The following is a 26,449-nucleotide window of genomic DNA, read 5'->3' as shown; positions in this document are numbered from 1 at the left end:
GGCTTTGATTATTGTCCGGCTGTCAAACAGCCGCTGGTACATTTTGAAAAACTGCAATCAGGTGTAATGGCGAACTCGGGACTGTTTCCAAATTTGTATTTGGCCGTACCGGCCAGTTTCAGGCAGAAATCCGCCGATGTACCTGTGGCCAGACCTGTCAGATCTTCGGTCAAAGTCACCGAGAATCCGGCGCTCAGGCGAGAGTCCATGGTCACAGAAACACTTTTGTCTCCCGGATTGACGCTCAGCTGGGAATCAACACCGCCATTCACATGTATTTCGCCGCCTGCGCTCAGCGACAGGACACTTCCGTATGCATAAGCATGCGCCCCGACACCCAGGCCACCGCCCACGGCAAATGCGCCATTGTCGTAATTGCCAAACACATAGCCGTCCACATAAGCATCCATTCCCACCTTGTAGCCGCCTACGCCGGGTACCGACAGTTCATATTTGAAGCTGCTGATGACTGGAACCGGAATTTCACCCGTCGCGTAGATCCCTTTGAAACCGCTTGTGAATGAGCAGGGAAGCTCGTTGCGGTGACTGTTTGCGAAAAGTACATGCTTTGCGTCCCCAAGATCGGGACTGTTGTATACGCCCAGCATTAACCCGGCGCGCATCGTGACTGGCACGATCAGCGGAACATCCTGCAATTCACCCGAAGCCACCACATAGAATCCGTTTGCATCCAGCCTGACCTGGGCCATTCCGTTCACAAATGTCATGGTAGGAGGAACGGGAATGTTCGAGAGCTGCATAGAGCCGGTGAGCCGCTTGTTCTCATGATCATATACCAGGCTCAGCCCGCCCATACCCGTATCAATACCGTCGAGTTTTATTTTTTGCCCTTCCGCTTTGATCTCTCCGTACGCAGTGAATGATAACCGGTTTTTCTCGTCTTCATCCAGCATTTTGGTAAAACCCTGCGGTATTCCCGAGAATTTAAGCAGCTCCCATTGCTTGTTGCTTACAGCCTGATGCGTGTACACTTTGCTAAGGCTCGAATTGCCCCCAAGGCCCACACTTATCCGTTTGAAATCGCCGCTCTGATGATAGTCCGTTTCGTCTTTGGCCGGGTCGGTCAGGTCTGCAAGGCTTGTTTTCCATTTTCCCAAAACCGACGCGTCGGTCAGGTCCAGATTGCGCCCGTGGGTAATGTGGGTTTCATTGTTGTTGTGGACCAGAAGCACATTATCCAGCCGCAGCTTGCCTGGTTCCTCCACTTTTCCTTTGATTGCCATCACACCATCGGCGAAGAAAATAGCGGTAGTCTGGCTCTTATCCGGGGCGATGTATTGGCCTGCTTCCAAAGTCTGATAACCCTTGGTTTGCAACTTGTAGCCACCTGGAACTTTGGTGGTCAATTTCACCGGGCCGCCTTGCGGTTTGGAATAAATAAAGCGCATCGAAACATCCTGTGGCGCATTCGGGATCCCGCTTGACATACCAGCGTCGAATGCAAAATAGTCGGAGCCTGTTTCAATGCTCGTCGGACGTACATCGATGATATTGAAATACCTGAACGTTTTGCTTCCCGAACCAAAGGATACCACATCTTCACCATTATCAAGAAGCGATAAGGTAGCAAACTGCATATCCTGCGTCAGGCCGGGTACCGAGTTGGCAGCAAGCACCGCGGCTGGTGAATTTCCGTCCGGAACGACGACCACCGACCAGTGTCCCTTCATGTCCGAACCGGTTTGGGGATCAAATCCAAAATATGCTTTGCCTGTCAGTTTCAGATTGGCCACTCCGGCCAGTTCAAAATTATCTTGCGGCTCTACAATCAGGCTGTAGAAATCGCTGCGCAGGTTGAATTCCTTGATCGGTACATCGGCCTTACCTGTTTTGACGACACCCGATTTCGAGTAAAAACCCCCTTTTTTATAATCTAGCTTCCAGTCCCGGATCTCGACGTTCCATTTACCGGCCAGTGGGAATGTAAGCGGCGTTTCGCCGGTTTTGGCATCGACGGTATTGTTTTTCAAAACCAGGTCGCCAATGCTCACTTTCAGTTCAGCCGGGTTGGCATCTTTTACTATGCAGCTCATCACAGGGCTTAGATGTATTTCGTCCCCGATCAGCCTGGAACCTGCCAGATTACTTGTCGCATCGAAATTCAGCAACTTTAATTTCATAGGTGCCCCATTTTCCTGCGAGATCCCAAAATTGGTCCATTTAATATTGCTTTTGGCTGCATCGAAAGCAGTCACCAAGGGTTTATCCGAAGACCTTCCGGCCGCGTCGGGATCGTAGAGGAAGAACTGGCCTTTTTCATAGTAAAGCAGGTTGGCCGAGAAGTTGAACGAATTATCAATAACCTGCGCTTTTGCTATGATCCGGCCTGTCGAAACACCGGGCGTTTTTTCGATTTTCAGTTTTCCGTATGGCCCCTCAGCTGGTATCAGTTTAATATTGTATTTGGCTTTGTTGAAATTGATATCCGGTGATGTGTGATAGAGCAGATTGTCCAGAATGCCCGCATCAAGCACCACGGTTTCGCTGGCTGGGATACCCTCGGATGGATTTTGTGGATTTGCTTTGAAAACTATATCCCTGAACCTTACCCGGACATTTTTGTCCATAATCGCAAACGGTCCCAATCCAGTGTCTGACAGATCAACCTCGCCAGTCACCTGCATTGTTTTGGGGTCAATTTTTTCAATCCTCACCGGAAAACCCCAGATCGATGCGATTTTGAATTTGTCGAATGTCGTTACCGTCAATTTCAGTGATTGGCCGTTATGCTGAGGTATAGACTGGCTGCTGGCCGCACCGACAAAGGTCGCCCCTGCATAGGAAGGACTACCAGAGTCTTTGGGATCAAAGATCGTTTCGATGTCAATGGAGGTACCGTCAAATGTTTGGGGGACGTCCAGGGAAAACCTGCCGTCACTACCCGAAACCGTGCTGTATTTTACACTCGCATTTCGTCCTCCGTTAACAAATACTGCTGCACCTTTTAATGGCGTTTCAACACCCAATGCCGATTTTAGTACGACGATGCCTTTCACTGTTCTGGCCGGTTTGAGCCTTACAGTTTCCACCACGGCCTGTTTACTTTCCTGGTTTTTGATCGAAACGGTCCTGGTCACATAACCCGGCGAGGCAATTTCGACGTATAGATTTTCAATGGAGACGTTTTTGAATCTGGCTTCCACTAAACCATCTGCTTTGCTGGCCCCGAATTCAAAGCCTTTGGTTTTTTTACCAAAAAGTCTCACATATGCGTCGGCAACGCCTTTGCCCGACACCTCATCGAGTAATTTGAATGTGATGCGATGGTCACGTTCGTAGATGTCGATGTCACCGGCATTGATGCTCAACAGGTTGTTTTTCCCCTGAACGGGTTTGGGTAGCTGCGTTTTGATATTTCGCTCCTCTCCGAAATAGCTGATATTGACAGGGAATATTTTAAGTACCGAGGCTGTCGAAGGTGCGTCGAGTGTAAATTTCCAGCTACCTTCTTTAAATTTGGTCTTTACCATGTTTCCGTTATCGGCCTGGGCATATGCTTCCATCGACGGATCGTGGCTGAACAAGGCAGTCGATGTCTGCACATGCACTGGTTTGGAGGATACTTTGTCGCTTACTGCATTTTTGTCTACCGTCGCAATCTTGGAAGGCTGATCCGGTGATGTCGGATACAGATTTATTGAACCGGTTGTGCCAGATGCTTCTACTGCATCTATATCTACCGCCCTTCCGGTAATAACCGTGTTGGGCTCCATCAGCACGCGGTCGTAATAGCTGTTCTGTCCGAGCAATACCTCCCCGATATTGATTACGCGGTCCCCGTATGCTTTTTGCGACATTGGGTTGAAATACATATAGCCGTCGGCCTGAATTCGGACTTTTGCATTGTTTCCCGGCGTCAATTGAAAAGGGCTCAGTATCCAGCCATCTTGGCCAGTATACCTGGTGATCGTAGTTGGAATGCCCATGAATGCCTCGTTTCTAACATAAGTGAGGGTCACTACCGCATTTTTGATCCCCAGGGTGGGGTTTGAAGCATCCACCACACGCACATTGACAACCGGATCGCCGGGTGCCAGGTAGCGTTTGACAACATCGGAATCGAAAGTTTTGTATTGATCGGCAAACTCTGCGGCGCTCTGCGCATTACTTTTTGAGGTGAGCAAAACGACATCGTTTGTTTTTGTATCGTGAAGTTTATCGCCAAGCCAGTAACTATCTGCTTTCTGACAGCCAATCAAATGGCTTTCCCACTTGTATTGCGGAGACTGTTTCTCATCTTTCATGGCCTCGTGTTGCTCGTCACTATATTGGGCCAGATAGGAATAAGTCGTCGAATAATTGGCGTTAGGCCTGTACCAGAGGTCCCAGACTGTTTTACAATTGATCTGTTCAGTTCCGTATTTCGTTTTTCCAGCATGTTCGGACCGCTCTTTTTCCTCCTGGGTGGCCGAAGATGAATACACCGATCCCCAGTCCTCACTGACAGTGATCCGTTTGAGTGTGACAAGATTATAGTTGTTAAGTCCGTCGAGGGAAGATTGCGTGGCGATAAAGTATGCGTCGGCCTCTCCGTTGGCCATCACCATTCTCGGGAATTTGGCGATACCGTTTACATTGGTTTCTTGCGTTGCGATCACGGTGAAGCTCTGATTTTTGATCTTAACGGTTGATTTTGCACCCAAGCCTTCATCGGCAGGTGGTCGCCGGTTCGGCCCGGTTGCATTCAGGGCAATTTTCACAGCCCGGAGTACGGACACTTTGATCCCAAACAGATCGGACTTGATATCTGCCTTCTGTTTGTTAACCAGTGAAATCCCCGTAGTATCTGACTTGATCTGGGTAACGAGCGTGTAACTTTTGGCTACGGCAGTCACCGGACCGAAGTCGTAGGAACCTTGCGGCTTCATTTGTTCCGATGGCAGCAGTCCGAATGTCTCCGTCGGGCTTGCATAGTAGGGATTGTCTACGATCACTCTGATGCCGCGTATGAAAACTGCGGATGCCTTTTTGAATTCACCACTGCCTGTTGCCGCTGTGGCGGGAAGTATTCCCAGCTGCATTGCTTTGGTCATTTTTACACTAAATTTGAATGACCCGTCCACAGCGGTAATCTTGGTGTCCAGGGTTTGGTTGAAGTCCTGATGAAAGTCAATAAATTCATTATAGGAGCCATTATCGCTGCTGAAAGTGCTTTTTTCTGCACTGGCATTGCGGTAGACCACCTGCAAATGAACCTGTGTTTTACCCAGTGCTTTTACCTGGGCACCGTCCTTGCCCGCGTCGGCAAACTTGTATGTAAGCTTGCCCGTAAAGGTCATTGTAGGCGCTTCGGTGGTTTGAATGTTATAGGTATATTTTTCAATGCGAGCAGGAGACATCGGCAGCTTTTCAGTGGGTTTCATGAATATCACCGGATCGGCATCATCAGGTTTCAACTCACAGTCGGGGCAATAGATCTGGTAGCTGTCGTAGGAAATTCCTGCATACACCAGATTGTCAAATGTGGCCCCGTAACCGTCCTGCTTCACTTTCAAAGGCGCAATGCCAATAAGCTGGTAACCTTTGGACTGCAGCTGGTCGAGTACTTTCATTCGCAAAGTTTGCTCAGCTGTTTTCGGGCTTGCCGATCCGGAAATAATGTCTGCTAAGGCTGTTACATCTTTCCCGATTTGACCATTTCCGCTATTGATCGACTGAGGCCCAGTCTTAATGTTAGCTTGTGCGGATTGGGCAGCTGGACCTTTCGAGTGAGTTTCCATTCCCTCGAAAGGAAGTCTGTGCTTGTCGTATTCTTTGGCAATACCCGGCTTGCGGAAAAGGACCAGATGCTTCCCTTCCAGTTTCACGTCCGGCGCTCCTGGCCAGTTCTGGTATGATTGCTTTGCGGTTACTTCAAGGGTATAGCCTGTCGCCAGCCAGGTAATGCCATTGACATCGTAGCCAACCTGCTCGGAGCTGGCAATCTGGAAGGTATTGTCATGGGTAGTCTGGTAATAGCCTGCCTCTGCGAAGGGTTGAATGAACGGGCTCACCGGATCAACCATGCAGCGGGTAAATACGGTCGAGTCGGTGGCCCCGTGAAGGGTAGTTTTGAGAATTTTAATGGTGTACTTACCTGCGCCATCGGACTTGCCGTAGGCGACAACACCACGGTATTTGTTTTCAAAAACCTTCATAAGCACCACTTTTGTATTAGGCAATGGATGAGGCGCGCCGCTTTCGCCAGGGAACCGGTAGGCGAGTATACCTCTGATGGTCAGGCTGTCGGATTCATTTCCCTTGTCGTTCTCAATAAGTTGGAAGGATTTTGGTTTGGAGATCAACGGGCTTTCCCCGATCTGAGCACGCTTGCGTTTCAAATCGGACACTCCCATTAATTCAACCTGGACCTGATAATTCTTACCCAGTGGCATTGTAGCAGGCAATTCTGTTTTTTGAAGGCTTAGCAGCTCCCCGCGTACGAGACGATCCAACACTACCTTGCCATCTTCGCCTTTTTCGGCTGCTTTGATCTGTACCCGATAGCTCAGGTCAGCGAATTGTTCCAAAAGCGATTTTTTGGGCTGGGCTTCAAAGGTCTTTCGGAGTGTTTTTTCAAATTCCTCGTCCAGCTTCCATCTTACCTCAAAGGGATTATTACTGCCTACCTCCACGGTTGCATTTCTCTTGCCAGCCGGTTTAGTAATGGTAATGTAATCCATCTCCATGCCTATCGGCATTCGTGAGCCGTAGGTGAATGACTGGACTGGGCTTTTACCATCATTCATCAAGTTTAATCGCTCTCTAACGGGTTTTGCTTGTACACGCCAGGCGTATCGTTTTCCTTTTTGTAGCGGCGGATGCTGGGGGCCGTAGAGAAATGTGGTGGTTTTCAGGTTGCTCATTTCCACGCCGGACCTTGGCAGTACCACAGCGTCTATGAATACATTCGGGTCTGTATTTGTTTCGGGCAGTTCCACGATGCGGATGCTGTACTCGACCTGGTTAGGCAGAATTCCTACCGGGGCTGTCCATGTGAAAAGTTGGGTTTGCGGTGCTTTAATGCCTATTTCTTCGTCAGCCTGCGGTGAGATTAGTATGGGCGGCTCTATAATCCTTATCGGGATCAGCCCGCTGCAACCCATTGGGAATTCACCTGACAATGGTCTGGTGGTAGCATTATCAAAGGCCTGTACGCACAACTGGTAGTTGCCTTCGGGAAGAGGCAGACCGCGGTAAAGCAAATCCTTGTTCATCCCTTCCACTTCGATCTGACCGAGATCAAAAAGCCCTTCTAACTCGGCCCTGGTAATGAGCCTGTTGGCGTCTGTCGGGCGAAGTTCGAGCGGACGTAATGGGCGGTAATTCATAGCAGTCCGGATCACCACACCATTATCTCCTTCCAGTTTTCCGATCAGCCGCACCGACATTGCTTTGCCTGATTGATTTGAAATAAATACCTGCACGCGATTGGCTGCACCTGGGTAATCCTGGATATAAGGACTGTAGGGCGGCAAAACGTTGGTCGTAACGCGGACCTGATTTTGTGCCAAACTGAGGTGGAAAGCCAAACACAGGGACAGGAGTATCCCCAAGGAAACGCGCCTTCCCATAAAAATGCCAAGTCTTTTAAAATGAGATTCCATATCCAATATTTCCTCTGAATTCGTTGAATTTTTCAGCCTGCACACCTGTATCTGATTTCAGGTAGCTCAGGTTGATGCTGATATTTTGCCTTTTTGCCAACTGATAGCCTGCATTCAGGGTCGCTGTCAATACTTTTCCAGTCACGTCTTGCTGCTTATTGACCAGGTAAGAGAGGTTGGCCGAAGTCGTTATTTTCCTTTTGAAGAATGCGTAATTACTGCCGAGTGTCGGGCCGTAAAATTTCAGTTTGTCGTGGGTTGTCGTGACAGTCGGTAGGCTGGTTTGTGTATAGGATAGCAGCAGGTTTGCTCCAAAACCGCTTTGATTGGCTTGTAAAAAATAGCCCAGGTTTGCATTTTGGCTGTTGTTTTCGGTTTGCACAGCGGTATTTGCATTCAAGTCCGACAGCTGCTGGTGTGAACCGGTGAGTGTGAAAATGTGTGAATAGTCTTTATCAAAGATCGAGTACCTCAGGTTAGCCGTGGCAGAGAGATTGTTTTGTGCGATACGAAGCGTGTCAATCAGCGGCCTGAGCCCTGCGCGTTGGCTTAACCCATAGTTTGACAGAGAAATATCAAACCCCAAGGTCGGATCGGGGTTGAGAGAAACCATCATCGAACCCACGGAGCGGCCTGTACGTGCGTTTTTGTTTTGTGCCAAATTATCGAACTGCCTCCCATAGCTTCCAGCCAGCCGGGCCTTTCCTTTGAGCAGGTTTAATGCCACATTGCCGGTATAGCTCTGGATATCACTTTGAAAATAGTAAGCGCCCATCGTCTGAAAGTTGGGATCGATGCGTTTGTATTGAAATTTCACAGAACCCCATTTGCCCTGGTAACCCAATGCAGCCTGGGTGGCCTGTGTCAGCTGGGTAGATAGTCTGGGCGTGATAAGCTTGCCAACCAGGCGGAACAGTGGATTTTTGCCTTCCACCTGCACCGCCGACGCGGATAGGTCACGTGTGTAGGAGCTGGCCGCCAGGTCCGCTTCGATCAGGATATGCTTGACAAGAAGCAACCGGGAAGTCAGGCCGATCACCATGTTCTCGGCGGGGGTAATATATTTTTCGGGTGATATATGAACTCGGTCGATGGAATTGGTGTCATCGCGTGCCCGTAGCATGACCAGGTCTACATAATTCCCGGGCTTGCCGTAACCCACTTTGACCGCATAACCCGTACGTTTGAAGGAGGGTATGACATCCGGGTCCGAAAGAGTAGTGGAAATAGCCTTGTTGAAACGGCCATATACCGCACCGAGCCGCAACATACCGGGATTGAGCTCTACGCCGCCGCCAAGAAACGTATGGCCTGCAAGCGTAAACGGGGAGAAGGACACATTACGATAACCAGCGTGAGCGGTCGCCCACTTGTAAGTGGGGCTTACCCCGAACTGATTGAAAGGCTGACGGAAACTGGCACCCTGATTACCCAGCACAGCTGAAAATGGCAGCGAAATGCCCCCCGGAAGCGTTAAGGTGATCGCACCACTCAGGCCAAAGGGATTGGGTTGGTTGCGGCCAGGTATACCACTGGAAGTGTAAATGCCAGCGTAGGCGTTGAGGCCTCCTGAAAATTGTAGGCTCTTGTTTTTTTGATTAACCTCTTGCCCACAGACTATCGCACAGCAGAAAAACCAGAGACAGAGCAATACCAAACCCGAGCGTCGCATTTGCAGAACCGTTTATTGTTGAGCACGAACGGTTAAAGACTTAACCGATTTTATCGAAAGGTATTTGCATTAAGCCATTGGTAGTTTTGATAATCGATGAACGACATTCAATAATCGATAAAGGATCAGCCGTCCCGGCAATACTTCATTCTCGGTCTTGCCTAGCAGCCTTTTTCATGATATTCTGTTAAGTAAATGCTTACCCACTCATTTTTCAAATGAGCTACCTTTTGCCGTATCTGATTTGCTTGCTACTGTAAAACCCCCATCTCTTTAAGAAAGTAGACAGATCCCAAAACATCCAAACCATGCCGTAATGAGGTAGATTATTTGGATAGATGCCAAATGACAGTTATATTTATGACAAAATGTTATTGCTATGGATTTAGTCTTAGAAACAGGTTTTCCGCGCGGAAGTTATGAAGTGATCCAGCAAGTCCGGTTGGGCGTTCAACGAGGAAAAGCGGATGAAGTCGCTCGCACAATAGGATTGACAGATAAAGAAATGGCTCCTATCCTCAATCTTTCCGAAAGGACCCTACATAGACTCCGCCCTGATGCGTTACTGGATAACAATTCATCAGAAAGGCTATTATTATTAGAGCAACTTCTTGAACACGGATTGGATGTCTTTGATGGCAGGGCCGACGTACTGGGACGATGGCTAAGAATTCCGTTATCGGAACTCCATCAACAAGCTCCCCTAACGCTACTTGATACGACAACAGGTTTTGGCATGGTGCATAATGTTTTAGGACGAATTGAGCATGGCATTTATGCCTGAACGTGCCATAGCCACAAATAATCGCCCTCTGGCTTATCGCCTGGTGAAGGAACGATTTTCAGATACTCCTTTGTCATCCGAAAGCGCAAGGCGTTATGGTGGCCGGTGGAATCCACCCGGAATTGGCATTCTTTACACTTCGGCAAGCCCTGAATTGGCACTGCTTGAACAATTGGTGCATCTACCCGCTCTACCCTATCAGGATCTTCCAAAATTATTTTTAATCACCCTGGTTTTACCTTCACCACCGAAGACTATCGAGAACTTTCCGCCAAACTGGCGAGATCCGGCAAGCTATTATGAGAATCATCTATTCTTACAAAAATGGCTTAACGATCCGGAGGTCATGTCGATTAAAGTTCCCTCGGCCGTAGTAGCAGAGTCATACAATTTTCTGCTTCACCCCCTTCACAGGGACTACGCTCAAATAGAAATCCGAAGCGTTCATCCCTTTGTCATAGATCCTCGTCTGTGGAATGTCAGAAATGGATAAGGCTCAATGATGAGATTAATCAGCGCAAACGGTCACCTGCCCAAGCAACAGCAGAACAGGTTGACAACCTTGGCTTCCTTCATATTAATGATATTGACGCTCCCCAATTAACACCCATAAATTAGTAAACAAGCTTGGCAGACCCATGAAGGTAAAGTAAATTGAGGGCTTATCCAGTCCATCTATTCTGAGCCGGCCATGTTGACAGAGTTTGAATTACTTATTCGGGAATTGGAGTCTGAAAAATTAAGATTGGATGAAGAGTTGCAGGAATGCCTTCAAGTTCAAGACTACAAATACGCTCATTTCTTTCAAAAAGGCATTTGGCGCATTGAAAGAAGGATCAAACAGCTTCAACAGCTATACCACAACCCCACAGCGCTCGATACACAACATTTGGTGGATGCCATCGTCGAGTTGGACAAAGGCAAGATCAAAGGATTCTCTGTATTCTTTCTTAGCAAATCAGATTTTTATCTGCATTTCTACAAGCTGCCCGGGCGGGGACTGTATTGCCAGATACCCACAGAAGACGAAATGCTGAAAGCACATTATTACGCTTATATGTCCGGCTTCAAAAAGAACATCTTGGCACTGGGCTTCAACTTGGAAGCAGAAAAGCCGGGAATCGAATTTAGACTCGAAGCCAACCATTCATGCAACGAAATACTCGGCAAACTTGCATTGCTAATGTTTGATATTCTCCATGTAAGTCCACAGGCGAGCGGATATATTACCAGGCAATTTCACTGAAAGCCAATTTGCTACACCCGCAATGTCTTCGGGCCCTGCCATTCCATCTTTTGCTAACTGACAGTGCTTTGCACATGGTCAGGATCGGCTTTAAATCAAGCAAAATGATCAAGACGGTAAAATGATGCGCTCATATCGCGAAGCTTTATTCATTTATCAATAATCAACCCTTTTAAGGACCAAAGGATTGCCAGCACCTCGTTTTTGGAAACATCATCAATTTGGCGCTTGGTGAGCACCGCCAGTATGTCATCTACAACGTACATGTATTCAGCAGCTGTAATGTGCATACCAGTATGTGTACTTACCATGTCCCTCCCAGTGTAGGCAACCGCAGCGCCGCTTCCCGCACTGAAAAAATCGACAGTATGCTTTTTTATCCCGGCCAACTTTTCAGGCTGTTCCCGGTATGGAAGGAATCTTCCACTAATCGAAGGATTGCTCATATGTGCCTCTACGACAGCTTCCACAATTGCCGTAATGCCGTCAGCACCTCCAAGACGCTCGTAAAGTATTGTTGTCATGGTTGATTTTTTAGATGAAACAGTGCTGCAAAGATAATCGAAGGCTTAATGACAACAGTGCCACTTTTTGTTCAAATAATAGCAATATTTGTTCAAATAATACCACTCCCTATTTTGAAGTTTTCCGAAGGAGAGTAACCATACTGTCTTTTGAAGCATTTTGAAAAATACGATACACTGCCGAAACCTGTTTCGTCTGCTATTTCCGATATATCCCCCGCATTCTTTTTAAGCAGTTTTAGTGCCTCGTTTAAACGGTATTCTTTTAAGAAATCAATAGGGGACAATCCTGTGAGGGAAATTACACTCCTGTAAAGTTTCGATCGGCTACACCCTAGCGACCTGGCCAGGTCATCGATTTTAGCAGCTGTATTTTTCCAATTCAGTTCTGTATAATCCAGGAAAGCATTTAAGAACGTCTCTGTTGGTCGAGTAAGACAACGAATGCAATTGATCTGCTGTAACCCTCTTGTGTTTTCGCTATCGTACAGCTCCTTCACTTCCGAGGTAATAACGGTTTGGCCTGCTACAACCTGACACATCCGTTCAGCAATCCTGATTGTATCCTCAAAAATTGAACCGTTTTGGCTTACCGGCACGCCGGCGCTCAAGCCTATTTTGTGGACAACTTCACCTTTGCTTGTTTGATACAAGTAGCTTTTGATCTCCAGAGAAACCTGTACCGCCTTGGTGACGGATTTGAAGGAAACCAAAAAACTGCCTTCGTTCTGCCGAACTATATCCCCGCCGGCCTTATTGAGCATATCAACGATTGGATCAAGGTAGTCGCCTAATAAAGGCGTCAATGAAGCCCTTGGTTTAAGCGAACCTGGCTTTAACTTCAAAACCATAATAGTCCTGAAAGCAGGCTCATTTATAATATTCAGTGCTGTGTCCTGTGCTTTCTCGGGATCCTGGATCCTTCCCAAAAACGATTCGACGATACCTGGGTCAACTTCTATGATTTTGTGGGGAACTTGGCCATGAGCATGGTTGTGCATTCTGAATATAGCATTTTTGTCTGGTGCTTCTATCAGGCAAAATGCGGTCTTTCTTTTCTGATCGAACCAATAAGTCATCCCCCTGCATCCAAACTGATCCTGTACCTTCAAATCTTGCTGATGCAATTGCGCGACATGCTCTGCCGTTGTGGCCTCGGTAACATCGTGGCGGTCCATAAAAATTGCCATAACTACGCTATAAAAAGTCCATTGATTCCCGAAAGGCACAACGCCCATATAGGGTGCCATCCGGCTTAGCATCAGCTAGATAAATTTAATCTTATAATTCCAAATAACAAAAACTACACCTCTTCAGGCATCAAAACACCGCCGCTCCTTCGACCAGTTATAAACTGGTCATCGCAATCAACGCATCTGATTAATCGATCTAACCTGCCTTACGGACTGCATAGGCACTGATACTGCTCAGATACTGCTCACACGCCTGATAAACAGGGGCTAAGTCCTCAGGTTCTGTGCCACAAAAATAAGCAAACCGATCCTTTAAATACAGAGAAGTAAGCCCATGTAGAAAACCCCAGAACTGCACTGAACCGGTAAGCGGATCCGTGTAGGTCACAGATTTCCAGGTTATACATTCCTTTAATGTACGCTGCAAAATTTCGAAGGTTTCCTTGAAATTCTCCCAGAGCTGATCTGACGGAATCCTTCTCATTGGGGAATGCAGTAGGAACATCAAATCGTATTTTTCTGGGTTCTGTACACCAAAATCAATATAAATTTTCGCGAGATCCTTTAAAGTATCGGATGCGTTTTTAGCAGGATCAACAGACCGTAAAGCTGTAAGCAGACTTTCAAATGCCAACTTCTGCATATCATAAAATATCAGATCCTTACTTGGATAATACAGATAGATCGTTGTGGGGCTGTAATCTATTTTCTCAGCAATTTTACGTATGGTCGTAAAATCCAGGCCTTTCTGTGAATATAAATCATACGCGGCGTCAAGGATTATTTTTTTCATTGCTTCGCGCTCCCGTAGCTTTCTTTCCGGTATGCCCATCCTTAAAGGTTAATTGGTGTGACACTTGTAAATTTTCGAACTGATGATGGACCTGCATACATCATGAGAAATTATTGATCCATGCAATGAATGCATCAGCCAAAGGATTGACGGTTTTGGCAGGATGAACGTGTCGGGTTCAGCAGCTTGGTGGCTTTTGTATAATTTATAAGCTGTTGCTATTTCTGACTGGCCAACCCTTTCTTAATCTTCATCATAATACGATCAGGCACAAAATTTGGGAGTTTAGAGTTTACCCAGTTCTGAAAACCAACTACTTTCTTTCCATCTCCCGCCAACAGATGCGCTACACCTTGTATTGCCACTTCTTTGGGATGCATGGCTTTGGTTTTGTGAAGATTGGTAGATGCCATCTGAGCAGTTGTAAAACCAGTATCTACCGTACCTGGATATAGCGATATGACCGTAACACCAGTGCCGTCCAATTCTGCATCAAGTGTTTCGCTGAATGCCTTTACAAAAGCTTTGGTAGCAGAATAAACAGAGAAATAAGGCATTGGTAAAAATGAAACCACTGAGCCTACATTCATGATCCGGCCGGACTTGCGGCTGACCATATCCTGTGCAAAGAGCTTGGTAAGTACCACCAGACTGGAAATGTTTAACTGGATCATGCTCAGTTCTTCCTCCAAAGGCGTTTCTGTAAAATGGCCATAGTTGCCCACACCAGCATTATTGACCAGGTGGGTTATTATAAAATTTTCCAGTTGCACCGCTTTATGAAGGTTCATAGCAGCACCTACATCAGAGAGGTCGGTAGCGTAATACTCAACTTCTATGCCGTGCTTACTTGTTAGTTCAGCCTGCATCTGCCGCAATTTGGATTCGGTGCGGGCCACCAAGATCAGGTTGAATTTTTTCGACGCCAATTGATTGGCCATCTCATAGCCAATGCCGGATGATGCCCCGGTGAGCAATATGTATTCTTTCATGTTCGGTAAAATTTAGATTAGTATTGTTTGAATTTGCGTTTTATCTTATTGGGGACATTCAAGATGATGCACTATGTTAAAAAATGAGCATCTTGATATGTCGCGTACTGCATGTAAACCCATCTGACCAAGCGTTGCCTTACATCAGTGATCATCACTATCAATACTTGGCGGGATGAGCTTATACATCACCGGGGTAACGATCCGCGATAATATCGTTGAGCTGATCAATCCTCCGATCAATACAATGGCAAGTGGGGCGATCTGCGGATTGGGGTTCATCGCGATTGGGATCAGACCGCAAATGGCCGTTATCGATGTAAGTACCACAGGCAAAAACCTGGTTTCCCCGGCAATGCTGATGGCTTCCTCTATACTTTTACCTTCGGCTCTGAGCTGGTTGGTAAAGTCGACGAGCAGCAGCGAGTTTTTGACCTGTATACCTGAGAGTCCGATGAAACCGATGATCGAAACAAGCGACATCGGATTTCCGGTCATCAGCAGAAACACCACCCCACCCAAAACGCCCAGCGGGATGATCGATAAAACGATAATGATGCCCTTGAAGGTCTTGAACTGCAAGAGCAGCACGCCAATAAACAGGAATGTGCTCAAAATGATGACCGAAAGGAAATTCCCGCCCAGCGCGTCGCCTTCTGATTCGGCCTCACCCGACAATTTGTAATAGTAGCCCTTGGGCATTTTCAATTTGTTGAGCTCAGGTACAACATCTTTCAAAATATCATTGGCCAGCATGTTGTCCTTTGTCAGCGAAGTAACCTTGGCAAACCGCGATTTGTTGAAGTGGTTGATGGCAGTTGGCGAGGTTTCAAAGCCGATGCTCGCAATCTGATCTACCTGGATTGGGACACCCTGGATGCTGCTCACGTATAGGTTCCTGAGAGCATCCAGATTGGAGAACTTGTCGCGCGGGATGGTGATGACCACATTTCTCGCATCACCCCTGTCATCAATGTAATCTCCTACATTCAGTCCGGCAACGGCCATTCTGATCACCTTATCGATGTCACTGGTCATTACGCCCAATGTCCTGGCTTTTTCCTTGTCAATGCGGATCTTCACATCCGACTTATAGGAATTGAGCTCGTTGTTAATGAAAAAGGTACCCGGGTGCTTGCGTAGTATTTCTTCCACTTTGAAGGTAAGCGTGCGCAGCGTGTCCTGGTTGTCGCCGAAAACCCTGACCACGATATTGGCTTCAATCGGGGTACCCTGATCAAAATCCTTTACCTCTATTTTGGCGTAAGGAAAATCACTAAACTTGCCCCTTAATCTTTTGATCAGCTGCGTCTTGGCAATAGGGCTTGTTTCCTCTTGGAGCTGCACGAAAATCTGTGCAAAATCCGGTTTGATATCCTGCTGGTGAACATTATAATATATTTGCGGGTTGCCTTTTCCCACGTTGGAGGTGTAATAAATGATTTCTTCATGCTTTTTCAGCTCCGTTTCCACTAGCCTTGTAGCCCGGTCACTTTCGGGGATGTTGGCTTGCAGGGGCATTTTAATGTTGATCAGAAACATGGGTTTTTCCGAGGTAGGGAAGAGTTTAAACCCTGCCAGTGGGAACAGCAAAAACGCCAGTACGCTCAATGCGAGCGATATACCAATCGTTACCTTAGGCCACCTGAGGGCCAGGGGCATGATGCCACGGTAGGAAAAGGTCAGAAAGCCCTGCAATTTCCGAAGGAAGTAATTTCCCTCTCCGTGCTCGTGGGTTTTCAGGATCTTGCTTCCGATAAAAGGGACCAGCGTGAGCGCTACGATCATCGATGCCAGTACGCTGGTGATGATCGCCATCGGAAGACTGCGGATGAACTCCCCGGCCATGTCAGGCAAAAAAGCCAACGGTAAAAATGCAATGACAAGTGTGGCAGTGCAGCCAACCACGGCTGCCCCGATCTGCCGTGTGCCTTTCAGGACAGCATCCTTTCTGGAATGTCCCTCCCTGAGCCACCTTTCAATGTTTTCAACCACGACGATGCTGTCGTCAACCAAAAGGCCCAATGCGACGACAAGACCAACAATACTGAGCTGATTGAGCGAGTAGCCAAGCAAGTTCATCGCGATAAGCCCCAGGGCGAGCGAGAGCGGAATGGAGATCATCACGATCAACGATGGCCGGAAGCCCAGCGGCAGCAGCGTTACGATCACAAGCAGGATGGCCAGCCCGAAATCAAAGCCAAGGTGGCCCAGACGCTTGGAAACCATATCGGCCTGGTCAAAGTTTTTGACCATTTTGATGTTGTCAGGTAATGCCTGGGTAAACTCTTCCAGTACAGGTGTGTACTCTTTTTTAACCTGACTGATGTCTACATCGTTTTTCATGGCGGCTGTAACCAAAATACAGCGCTGCCCGTTGATCCTGGTGATGTGGCTGACCGTGCCGTCTTTATAGCTCACCCTTGCCACGTCTCTGAGGTAGACTATTTTCCCGTTGGCGTTGTAGATGACCGTATTGGCAACATCTTCTGCATTTTTAAACTTGCCGCTGGTTTTGACATTAAAAACCTTGCTGTCCATATGGATACTCCCCCCCGGAATATCTGCCGCTTCACTTTGCAGGCTCCCGACAACCAGGTTCATGGGTATTTTCAGCTGGGCGAGCTTATCCAGCTGCATATCAATCCGTATTTCCTGCTCAGGCATCCCTGTGTATTTCACTTCCCGCAGGTTGGTGATCTTTTCCAGTTTGGTCTTTAAGATATCCGCATGGTCCCTCAATGTTTTCGATGACGCCGTGTTGGATATGAGCGCAACCTGGATAATTTTCACATCCGATGACGCAATTTTCTCCGTCTTGATCTGGTAGATCTCCTTGGGAAGCTCGCTGTTTTTCAACGCGTTGATTTCCGTGGAAATTTCCTGGTACTTATTATCCACATCGACACCATATTTGAACTTGATCTGGATGGCCGCTACGCCGTCTTCCACCGTAGTCAGGATCTTGTCGATGTTTTCCAGACCGTAAATCTTATTTTCTATGGGTTTTACCACTTGTTCTTCCATGTCCTTGGGACTCGTGCCAGGGTAGATTACCGTGACCAGATATTGGGGCGGATGGGTAGTGGGGTCTTCTGAACGTGGCATGGTCAGCAGCGTCAGCACGCCGACAACAGCAACCAGAAGGAAAATGATCAGGGTGAACTGATAATTTTTGACAGCGAAACTGGTAATTTTCATTGCTCTGAGATTACTGTATTACTTTAATGGTGGATTCTTCGTTCAGGTAGGCGCTATTGGAAATAACCACCTGGTCAGTTGCTTTCAGCCCCTCTTTCAGATACACTGTCTTGTTGTCGAAACTGGCAATGTCAACAGCCACCTTTTTTACTTTTGAGGTGCCATTCAAAATGAATGCATAGGCGCTGTATCCATCCGCTTCCACCAACGCATCATAGGGAATGCTCATCACATGCTGCGCCTTTCCGGTAGCGATCTTCGCTTTGCCGAACATGCCCACGGCGGGTCTGATGCCTGTCAGTTTTAGTTTTAATTCCACCTGAAAAGAGGCTGCGGCCACGTCGGCAGTCTGAGATTTACGCAGGACATAGGCTTCAATCGGTCTGTCCGGATAACCATCCAGTGTAACCGTTGCCTTTTGTCCGACTGAAACAGAAGCCCACTCCTTATCGGTGAGCCCAACTTTGAGCAGCAAGCTTTTGTCCTGTTTGGTCTCATTGATAACAAGGACCGGGCTGCCGGCTGCGATCACCTCTCCTTCCGAGGCCAGCCGCTGGGCTACAAAACCATCGGAGGCTGCATAGATCTTAGCGTATTGCTTGTTGAAGGAAATTGTCTCCTCTCCTTTTTTGGCGATATCCAGAAGCGTTTTGGTATTCTGCAGCTGCTCTTTGGTATACACACTGTCGCGGTACAGATTCACCGCCCTGTCATAGTCGCGCTGCGCTTTTTCTACATTCAGATTCGACTGGCTCAGTCCCGCCGCAATTTCTGTGGCGTTCAAAACAGCCAATAGCTGCCCCTTTTTGAACGATTGCCCTTCCTCGACCAGAATACGGCTGATCACCCCCCCAATTTTAAAGCCATACTTTGCTTCGTGCTCTGTGCTCACAAGACCTGTGGCACTGATATTTCCCGAAACGTCCAGTGAGCTGACCACTGAGACTTTAACAGGAATCGCTTCCCTGTCTTCCAAATGAACCCTCTCTTTGGGTGTCTGCTTACAGCCCAGAAAGGCCACAGCTACCAGCATCAGTAATGGTATCGTTTTCATAGACTATGTTTTTTTTAATTATTGAAAAGTAAAACTGGCATTGGCGCGCTCGATCGAAGCATGGCTAATCCAGATGTCAAACAGCGCGATATTGGCATCCAGGCGGGCATTGATCAGCTGGTTTTGCGCATCCAGCAATTCAATGTAAATCGCCACACCTTCCCGGTATAATTTCAGCACGTCGTTGTAGTAGGTTTGGGCCGTTTTCAGTTGCGACCGGGCGGATTGGTACTGTGCTATCGCACTCTGCATCTGGTTTTGGCGTACTTTCAGCTCCGTTTGCAATTGCTTTGCGATGTAGTCTGTCTGGGCCGAAATGCTTTTCTGTTCAGCGACTGCTTTTTTGATTTTGTAATTATTCTTTCCAAAAGCAAAAAGGTCCCAGTCCAGTGACACGCCCCAGAAATAGTAACGGCTCTTTGTATTGAAATCCCACTCAAATGCCTGCGAACCCAGGTCTATAAACGTTCCTACTCTGGGGATGACGTAGGATTTGGCAAGGCCCGTGAGGTTGGTACTGATGTCATGCGAAATTTTAAGTTTGTAGAGCTCTTCCCTGCCTGCTACATCGCCAGCCAGTAGCTCGCTAAGTTCGGGCAGGCTGGTAATGGAGTCAACCTGGACACTATCGGTGAGCGGCCGGTTGAGCAGAAAATTAAAACAATACCTGGCCGATTCTTTGGTTTTTCTCGCGGCCATCAGCGATGCGTTAATCTTGGTCACTTCATTGGCGCTACGGATCACCCCGGTCCGGTTCACCTTCTCATTATCAAAAAGCACCTGATTGATCCGCTTGCCCTCCTGCACCAGGCTGAGTGAAGATTCGTAGATTTCAACCGCATTAATCGCCTTAGCATACTGATAGTAAGCGGTTTTGATTTCTTTGACCAATTCGCGCTTATAGACAAGCACCTCCGCTCTTTGCAGATCTACCTGCTTGCCTTTGATACGCTTGTTGTAAAGCAGTTCTGCGTTAATGACAGGCAGTGTGGTCCGGAATTTTGCGTCATAAAAATTGTCGGGAAACAGCTGGATACTCTGGTTTTGCAAATTAGGAAAAGCATTGGTGGTCGTCAGCTGGTTGAGGGTGGAATACACCCCATTTAAAAGGTCCCCGGTCGGAAAATCAATCGTCCGCCCGCCGGTTGCCTTGGTGTAGGTAGCAGAAAATGACACGCTGGGCAGAAACATGGTTTTGGCTTCCGCCAAGGCCAGTACGTTTCTTTCCAGCAGAAAATTCTGCTGTTTGATGCTTTGGTTTGACCCAAGCCCTTCGGTGATGTAACCTTGCAGCCTGCTCTGGCCCTTGGTCGGGTAGGCCAGCATGGCAAGCATTGGAAGCGATAGCGCAGCTTTCCTAACACCGGACGTTTTTATAAATTTGTTCACTGTAATAATTTTAAACACTGTTCAAATATAATTTAAAAAAATAGGCCAATTCATTCAGGATGAAAGCATCCTGTCACAACCGGCCCTATGTTAACGCTAACTTTTTCTGACTAAAATCTAAATACTCCTTGCCCTATTTTTGGTCTATCAATGCAATAAAAGTTTCATATCCGCGCAGCATCAGCTCTTCACTCGATTTTTCAAAAAAACCTGACATCCGGTCTTTGCAGTACAACGAACAAATACCATGTACCAAAGACAGCGTCATAAATGTGAAATGCTTATTGTCTAATCCCTGGAACTTTCCCTGGTCCTGGCACTGCTGTATAACGCCCGACAAATTCTCAATCGCTTCCTGCGCTATCTGAAATCCTTCTCCTTGCACTTTGCTCGTTTCACTTACCAGAAACATCAGATTATAATAATCGGTATGGTTTTGGGCAAAACGGATAAAAACCAAACCCAAAGCTTTATAACGTTCATAAGGGTCTTCAATCACATTCAAAGCTTTCATCTGGCTTAAAAACAAGCGGAACCCTTCTTTATGCAGCTCATGAAAAATCTCGTTTTTATCTTTAAAATAGAAATAGATTGAACCTGGGCTGTAACTGATCGCGCTCGCAATGTTGCGGATACTGGTCTGTTCGTAGCCTTTTTCAAGGAAAATCTTACGGGCACTGTCCAGTATGCGTTTGTGCATTTCTATTTTTTCCTGCTCTTTTCTCTTCGCTACTGACATGTTAAACTTATTTGCTATGCAAATCTATTAAACACTGTTCAATAAAAAAAATTATATGAGCGTTTTTTGAACAGTGTTTAACAGAATTTTTATAACATCTTGTTAAACAGGTAATTATACCGATTACTCATACTGCTTTAAGTCAGGCACTAGCAAAAACAGAAGTTTCCTGGTTCCTATCAACGATGTTTTCTTTTCATGCTCTGCCGCATCGTAACAATCCTGGTATGTGACACCGCCCGGTGGCCCGGCAACCAATTCACAGAGACTTCCGAGGCTTTCATCTGAATGTTTCCCCCTGATTCTCTAATCTTCGTAAGCGGTCGTAGTCATTCTTCTAAATAGGGATTTTAACGTACAGGATATAACATAGCAACCACTTTTCCTATTATTTTCATGTCTGATTATCTAACTTTGTAAGGTGAGATTTAAAGGCAATTTCACTATCCTACCCTCCAGACTTTATTCCCTCAGAACTCAACGATGTCTGTAAAAAGAACATTCAACCCTGCCCTATTCATTGCATTTATCCTCTCCGTTACTATTTCTTCCATCGCGGGTTATGGTCAGCGCCTGCAGGAAATGATCATCAGTTTCAATCAATTTAAAGGAAGGCCCATAGATTCAACCCAGGTATCTTTATGCAACAAACTGGCCGAGAAATATTTATATAACCACCCCGACAGCTCTGTTTTATTTGGAAAAATAGCCTTGCAATCCGCTAAAAACCAGCACCTCCTCGGGGAGAAAGCAAAAGCTTACAATCATATTGCCAAAAGCTACTATGTTACCGGTTCTTATTTTGAGTCCTTATCATACGCAGATTCGGCTTTGGCTCTTAGCAAGGAGCGTGCTTTCGTGCCGGAAATCGCCGTTGCGATCAACACCCGGGGGCTAATCTATCTTGGACAGAACAGGTTGACTGAGGCCATACCGGAATTTTCAAGAGCGCTGGTTTTGAATGAGCAGCTAAAGGACAGCGCCAGAATTGCTGCGAATTATTTCAACATTGGCTTAGCTTACGATGAGCTTGGCCAGTTCCAAAAAGCATTTTCTAATTTAGAGAAAGCATTGCTGGTTGCAAAACAATGCAAGGATGGGCATCTTAACCAAATGTCTTTGAACCGTATCGGCGAAATTTATTACCACTCCAAAAATTACAAACAGGCATTATACTATTTTAGGTCTGCACTTGGTTTTTCCGCTTACCAGGACCAATGGGAAAAAGGTTTTGCCTATTCGGGTATGGCTCAGGTACTTTATGAGATGAAGCAGTACCCACAAGCACTGGATTATGCAGGCCAAAGTTATACATTGATGAAAAAGCTGAATGCCGACTGGGACACTGAAAGGGCAGCACATATCTTATCCAAGTGTTACGCGGCATTAAAAAACTACCAGAAAGCATACGAATATCAGGCCATTGCGCGGGCATATGGAGACAGTATCCTGAACGAAAAAAAGGAACAGGAAATTAATTACCTGCATTTGCAAGACAAAAAAGCGGAGAATTTAGAGTTACTAAGAGAAAACGAACACAGTCGTCAGGTGATCAGAGGTAACCGTATCGTAATTACCCTGACTACCCTGTTCTCGCTGCTGCTTTTGGCTGCGCTATTGTTGCTAAGGCAAAATATCATTCGAAAAAACACTCTGAACCAGGAGCTAAAACATAGAAACACGGAGATTGAACAACAAAAAGAAGAGATTAAGGCGCAGCGTGAGGAGCTTGTTTCGATTAATAGAACCAAAGACCGGGTTTTGTCCGTAATTGGCCACGATCTGCGAAGTCCTTTTGCGTCGGTGCGTCAGGCTTTGGAGCTGATACGAAGTGGTGATCTAGACAAGGATGATCAGCAAATGGTATTTGAAGATTTCGGTAACCAAATAGGGCTGGTCTCAGAGTTGATCGACAATCTGCTTGCCTGGGCCAGCAGCCAGCAGAACGGTGCAGCCATTAGGTTTAAAAAGGTCAATTTGACCGAGGCCACAAAAAAAGTGCTTTCAATTTACAAGTATTCTTTCGAACAGAAAAAACAACAAATCATATATTCAAGCCCGGAGGACGTATTTATCGAAGCGGATGAAAACCACATAAAAATAATTCTTCAAAACATCCTGAGTAACGCCATCAAGTTTACGCCTCAAAATGGGACCATTAACGTGTTTTACACGCAGGAAAACGATTTCAGAGCCGTTCACATCCGGGACAACGGAATGGGTATGACCAAGGCAAAACTTGCGAGTTTGTTCAAGTCGTCCGGCGTAGCGATTAACGAGAAAGGAACCGAGCGGGAGCCGGGCACCGGCCTTGGTTTATTGCTTATCAAACAATTTATTGAAGAAAATAAGGGCAGGATCGAAGTCAAAAGCGAGAAAGGCAAAGGATCAGAGTTTATCGTTTTTTTCAGGTCGATTCAGAACACTGAACCTTCTCTTTAAAAACGCTTCCTTTCAAGCCAAAACGAAATCCCCGGTCGGTCAGGCAAGTTTATCTTGGCCCCGAACTTGATAAGCAGCTTGTGTCAATTTAAAGGAAGCCCATTGGGCAGTGGAAAGTTCTACCAAAGTGTTGCTCACAGGCGAGTTTCACCCCCCGTAGATAAAAAAACTCTCAATGGTCATCAGAAACCATTGAGAGTGGGACGCACCTTACCAGGCTTGCATGGCAGTCCGCCCATTGATCAACCAGCACGAGAAAACGAACCGCGCCTGTCAATAATCCTCTAACGCGCAATCGAGAAAGTCCATGCCGCCCATGATCGGTGCGCCCGCAGGCATATCCAGCGATTTAACAGGCTTGAATTTGTTTGTATCTTTTTTAAATTCGTCCATTTGCGAGATGGCGAAAAGAATGTTTGCCTTCTGCTTGGGAGGTCCGCTGGCTACGGCAATTTTCATCCAGTCGCCCAGCTCACTGATTTTCAGCAAAGCCTCGCCCCTTACGCTCTCTGTGGCCTCCGTATCTGCGGCCAGGGCAAGTAATCCCTTTAAGGTAAGGTTATTGACCAAAATCTGAAGTTCTCCACGATAACCTGTCTCCAGTGGCGTTTTCCAGGTTTTTTCAATTAATTTATCGGCCATAGCCATAAATCCGGGCTGCTTGCTGTCACGCGCATTGTATTCGATCAGCCTGGCGACCCTTTCCGAATTGAGCAGATAGGAAAGCGTGGCGCTTGCGGCCGTCTCGGCAACGGCAATGGGATCGAAAGTTGGCCCGGTATGCCGATCGAAAACCTCCCCTATTCCTGCATATCCGGACGGCCTCGGCGGGATTTTGGCAATCAGTATTTCGGGCAATGCAAGCGCGTCGGGCGTGATCGTGTTTACAAGGGCGTCGAAGGCCTTCCATTGTTTTTCGGGCTCTATCATTTTGGTAACTACCTGTCCATCATTTTTCAAAGCATGCGTAAAAAACAAACCACCCAGCGATTTGGCAGCTGCTTCGATTTCATATCGGTGCAGCAGGTAAACCGGCACAAGCACTTCTTCCAAAGTGGCCATCGGCGCATCTTTTACAATTGCTTTTTCTGAAAATCTATCTAACAAAACCCTTCTGGATGCCATAAGCCGGTTCAATTCAGCCACGGCATCTTCGCCATCGTCCCACTGGTGCGAATCAGGGTGTACGTGGCCACCAATATCCGGGATAAAAACGTATCCCTGTTTCAAGGTCTGCTTCATGATCTTGTCCAGTTCTGCGTCTTCATCGGCATTGGCAGCAAACTCCGAATAACCCCATATCACCGCCCTTTTATCCCAGCTGCCGATCCCTTTGGCATAGGCATTCGACACATCAAAGCTACCGTCAGGCTTCATGACAAATTTCGGAAAAGGATAGTCCATCACAGAGGCACGGGCTTTTACGCTGGCTGCGAAGTTGTGAAAATACCCCAGGGTATGCCCGATCTCATGTGCGGATAACTGTCGAACCCGTGCCAGGGCGACTTCCTCCATTTGTTTTGGGATCGGTTTGCCGTCCTCATACGGTTGCAGAATCCCTTCCATGATCATGTAGTCCTGGCGGTGACGGTCAGCCCCCAGGGTGACGACGCCTTTGATGATCTCGCCGGTGCGGGGATCTGTGTAGGAAGCTCCCGATGAAAATGCACGCGGCTTGCCGGTACGGTTGATCCAGTTGACTACATTATAACGGATATCCATCGGGTCAGCCCCCTCAGGCAGCTCTGCAACCTGGAAGGCATTTTTAAAACCTGCCGCTTCGAATGCCTCGTTCCACCAGCTTCCGCCTTCAATCAAAGCTTTTTTGATCGGTTCGGGCGCACCTCTGTCGATATAATAAACGATTGGCTCAACGGCCTCGCTCATAGCGGCTTTCGGGTCTTTTTTCTGCAGGCGGTGCCTGCGGGAAAAACGCTTCACGCTCGGCTCGGTCATCGGTGTGGAAAAATCTACGTAGCTGAACAAGTTCATTCCAGAACGTGGGTCAAACTTGCGGGGCTTGTAATTAGCGTCAGGCAACTCTACAAAAGACTGGTGCATACGGACAGTCACAGAGGATGGGTCCGGAGCGATTCCTCCGCCGCCTCTTCCGAAAAATGCCGCAGGTGTACCGGGCGAGCCCGTAAAAGTCAGCAATGCCTCGAATTCTGAGTTTTTGGGGAAGTTTTTAGTGTTCTCCATAAACACCGCCGAGCGCGTTTCATCAAGCCGGTAAGCGCCCCCTCCGCCACCAGTCGGTGCTCCTCCCCGACGGCTGTTGATCCGGTCACCGATCTTCTGGCTGTCACGGATAATGAATGGTGTCAGATCGATCAGTACCTTGTTACCCTCGACAGCCAAGGGCATAAAACCGAAGATAATCGAGCTGGCAAAGTTGTTTTCCACTGCATAAAGCTCATCCTTATCCTGGGTAATCGCCCGGTAATCGTAATTGGGCTGGCTTAAGAATACCTTTGGCCCCACCTTCATAAACTTCATAATGCCCGAAGATGCTTGTCCCCGCTCCGGCCCGCCGCTTCCCACACCGGTTGTCAACGAGTTGAAGAAGAGGAACTCCTGATCCAGCTTATCAATTTCCAGAAAGACTTTCCCTGTTTTTTCATCATAATAGAAGGGAAAGAACCCGTCCATTTTTTTGTAATCCTGGGTGATGGCCGAAATCGATGTCGCAGGTGTTGCCTGCGACCGGCCAGTTGCCGGGGCGGCGGGCCTGTTTTGCGCTTCGCAATAAACATTCGCCAACAACAGGCCGACAGCCATGGTAAGATGCAATTTCATATTCAATTGGTTTA

15 protein-coding genes are annotated in these 26,449 nt (G+C 47.2%); 4 read left to right on the top strand and 11 right to left on the bottom strand.

What is annotated here, in order from left to right:
- Window positions 1-8: 8 nt before the first annotated feature.
- Together ON006_RS04065 and ON006_RS04060 are read right to left on the bottom strand one after the other, a co-directional pair.
- The gene (locus ON006_RS04065; RefSeq protein WP_244824027.1) at window positions 9-7,574 is read right to left on the bottom strand and encodes a hypothetical protein; all 7,566 of its coding nucleotides are present in this window, start codon (window positions 7,572-7,574) and stop codon (window positions 9-11) included.
- 16 nt (window positions 7,575-7,590) lie between these two features.
- Window positions 7,591-9,279: a hypothetical protein gene (locus ON006_RS04060; protein ID WP_244824026.1), complete on the bottom strand. Its 1,689-nt coding sequence runs from the start codon at window positions 9,277-9,279 to the stop codon at window positions 7,591-7,593.
- 379 nt (window positions 9,280-9,658) lie between these two features.
- Between ON006_RS04060 and ON006_RS04055 the strand changes: the two genes are divergently transcribed.
- From ON006_RS04055 to ON006_RS04045, 3 genes are all read left to right on the top strand, one after another.
- A complete protein-coding gene (locus tag ON006_RS04055) occupies window positions 9,659-10,063 on the top strand; it encodes an Xre family toxin-antitoxin system antitoxin (RefSeq protein WP_244824025.1) in 405 nt (134 codons plus the stop codon).
- Window positions 10,056-10,556, top strand: a complete 501-nt coding sequence (locus tag ON006_RS04050) for an RES family NAD+ phosphorylase (protein ID WP_244824024.1) — start codon at window positions 10,056-10,058, stop codon at window positions 10,554-10,556. Before ON006_RS04055 ends, ON006_RS04050 begins: the two co-directional genes overlap by 8 nt.
- Before the next feature lie 198 nt (window positions 10,557-10,754).
- Window positions 10,755-11,309, top strand: coding sequence for a hypothetical protein (locus ON006_RS04045; protein ID WP_244824023.1), 555 nt, complete (start codon window positions 10,755-10,757; stop codon window positions 11,307-11,309).
- Between the two features lie 149 nt (window positions 11,310-11,458).
- Here the strand turns inward: ON006_RS04045 and ON006_RS04040 are convergent, their stop codons facing one another.
- The 8 genes from ON006_RS04040 to ON006_RS04005 form a co-directional block, all read right to left on the bottom strand.
- Complete coding sequence (locus ON006_RS04040) at window positions 11,459-11,833, bottom strand: group I truncated hemoglobin (protein WP_244824022.1); 375 nt, start codon at window positions 11,831-11,833, stop codon at window positions 11,459-11,461.
- A gap of 92 nt (window positions 11,834-11,925) precedes the next feature.
- Window positions 11,926-13,095 carry a nickel-binding protein gene (locus ON006_RS04035; RefSeq protein WP_244824021.1) on the bottom strand — a complete coding sequence of 390 codons (1,170 nt, stop codon included), beginning with the start codon at window positions 13,093-13,095 and terminating at the stop codon, window positions 11,926-11,928.
- A 127-nt stretch (window positions 13,096-13,222) separates the two neighbouring features.
- A complete protein-coding gene (locus tag ON006_RS04030; RefSeq protein ID WP_244824020.1) occupies window positions 13,223-13,858 on the bottom strand; it encodes a TetR/AcrR family transcriptional regulator in 636 nt (211 codons plus the stop codon).
- 179 nt (window positions 13,859-14,037) lie between these two features.
- Window positions 14,038-14,811 carry an SDR family NAD(P)-dependent oxidoreductase gene (locus ON006_RS04025; RefSeq protein WP_244824019.1) on the bottom strand — a complete coding sequence of 258 codons (774 nt, stop codon included), beginning with the start codon at window positions 14,809-14,811 and terminating at the stop codon, window positions 14,038-14,040.
- Between the two features lie 144 nt (window positions 14,812-14,955).
- The gene (locus ON006_RS04020; protein WP_244824018.1) at window positions 14,956-18,012 is read right to left on the bottom strand and encodes an efflux RND transporter permease subunit; all 3,057 of its coding nucleotides are present in this window, start codon (window positions 18,010-18,012) and stop codon (window positions 14,956-14,958) included.
- Between the two features lie 10 nt (window positions 18,013-18,022).
- Window positions 18,023-19,066, bottom strand: coding sequence for an efflux RND transporter periplasmic adaptor subunit (locus tag ON006_RS04015; RefSeq protein WP_244824017.1), 1,044 nt, complete (start codon window positions 19,064-19,066; stop codon window positions 18,023-18,025).
- An 18-nt stretch (window positions 19,067-19,084) separates the two neighbouring features.
- Window positions 19,085-20,455: a TolC family protein gene (locus tag ON006_RS04010; protein ID WP_244824016.1), complete on the bottom strand. Its 1,371-nt coding sequence runs from the start codon at window positions 20,453-20,455 to the stop codon at window positions 19,085-19,087.
- 133 nt (window positions 20,456-20,588) lie between these two features.
- Window positions 20,589-21,194, bottom strand: a complete 606-nt coding sequence (locus ON006_RS04005) for a TetR/AcrR family transcriptional regulator (protein WP_244824015.1) — start codon at window positions 21,192-21,194, stop codon at window positions 20,589-20,591.
- Between the two features lie 483 nt (window positions 21,195-21,677).
- Here ON006_RS04005 and ON006_RS04000 point away from each other — a divergent pair, with 483 nt between their 5' ends.
- The gene (locus ON006_RS04000; RefSeq protein WP_244824014.1) at window positions 21,678-23,636 is read left to right on the top strand and encodes a tetratricopeptide repeat-containing sensor histidine kinase; all 1,959 of its coding nucleotides are present in this window, start codon (window positions 21,678-21,680) and stop codon (window positions 23,634-23,636) included.
- A gap of 273 nt (window positions 23,637-23,909) precedes the next feature.
- Here ON006_RS04000 and ON006_RS03995 read toward each other — a convergent pair whose 3' ends face one another.
- Complete coding sequence (locus tag ON006_RS03995; protein WP_244824013.1) at window positions 23,910-26,435, bottom strand: zinc-dependent metalloprotease; 2,526 nt, start codon at window positions 26,433-26,435, stop codon at window positions 23,910-23,912.
- Between the last annotated feature and the right edge of the window lie 14 nt (window positions 26,436-26,449).

The sequence above is a fragment of the Dyadobacter pollutisoli genome (genome assembly GCF_026625565.1).
In the GTDB taxonomy this organism is placed as follows: domain Bacteria; phylum Bacteroidota; class Bacteroidia; order Cytophagales; family Spirosomataceae; genus Dyadobacter; species Dyadobacter pollutisoli.
Note: the sequence above shows the minus strand (reverse complement) of the source record. Positions and strands in the feature narration are given on the sequence as shown.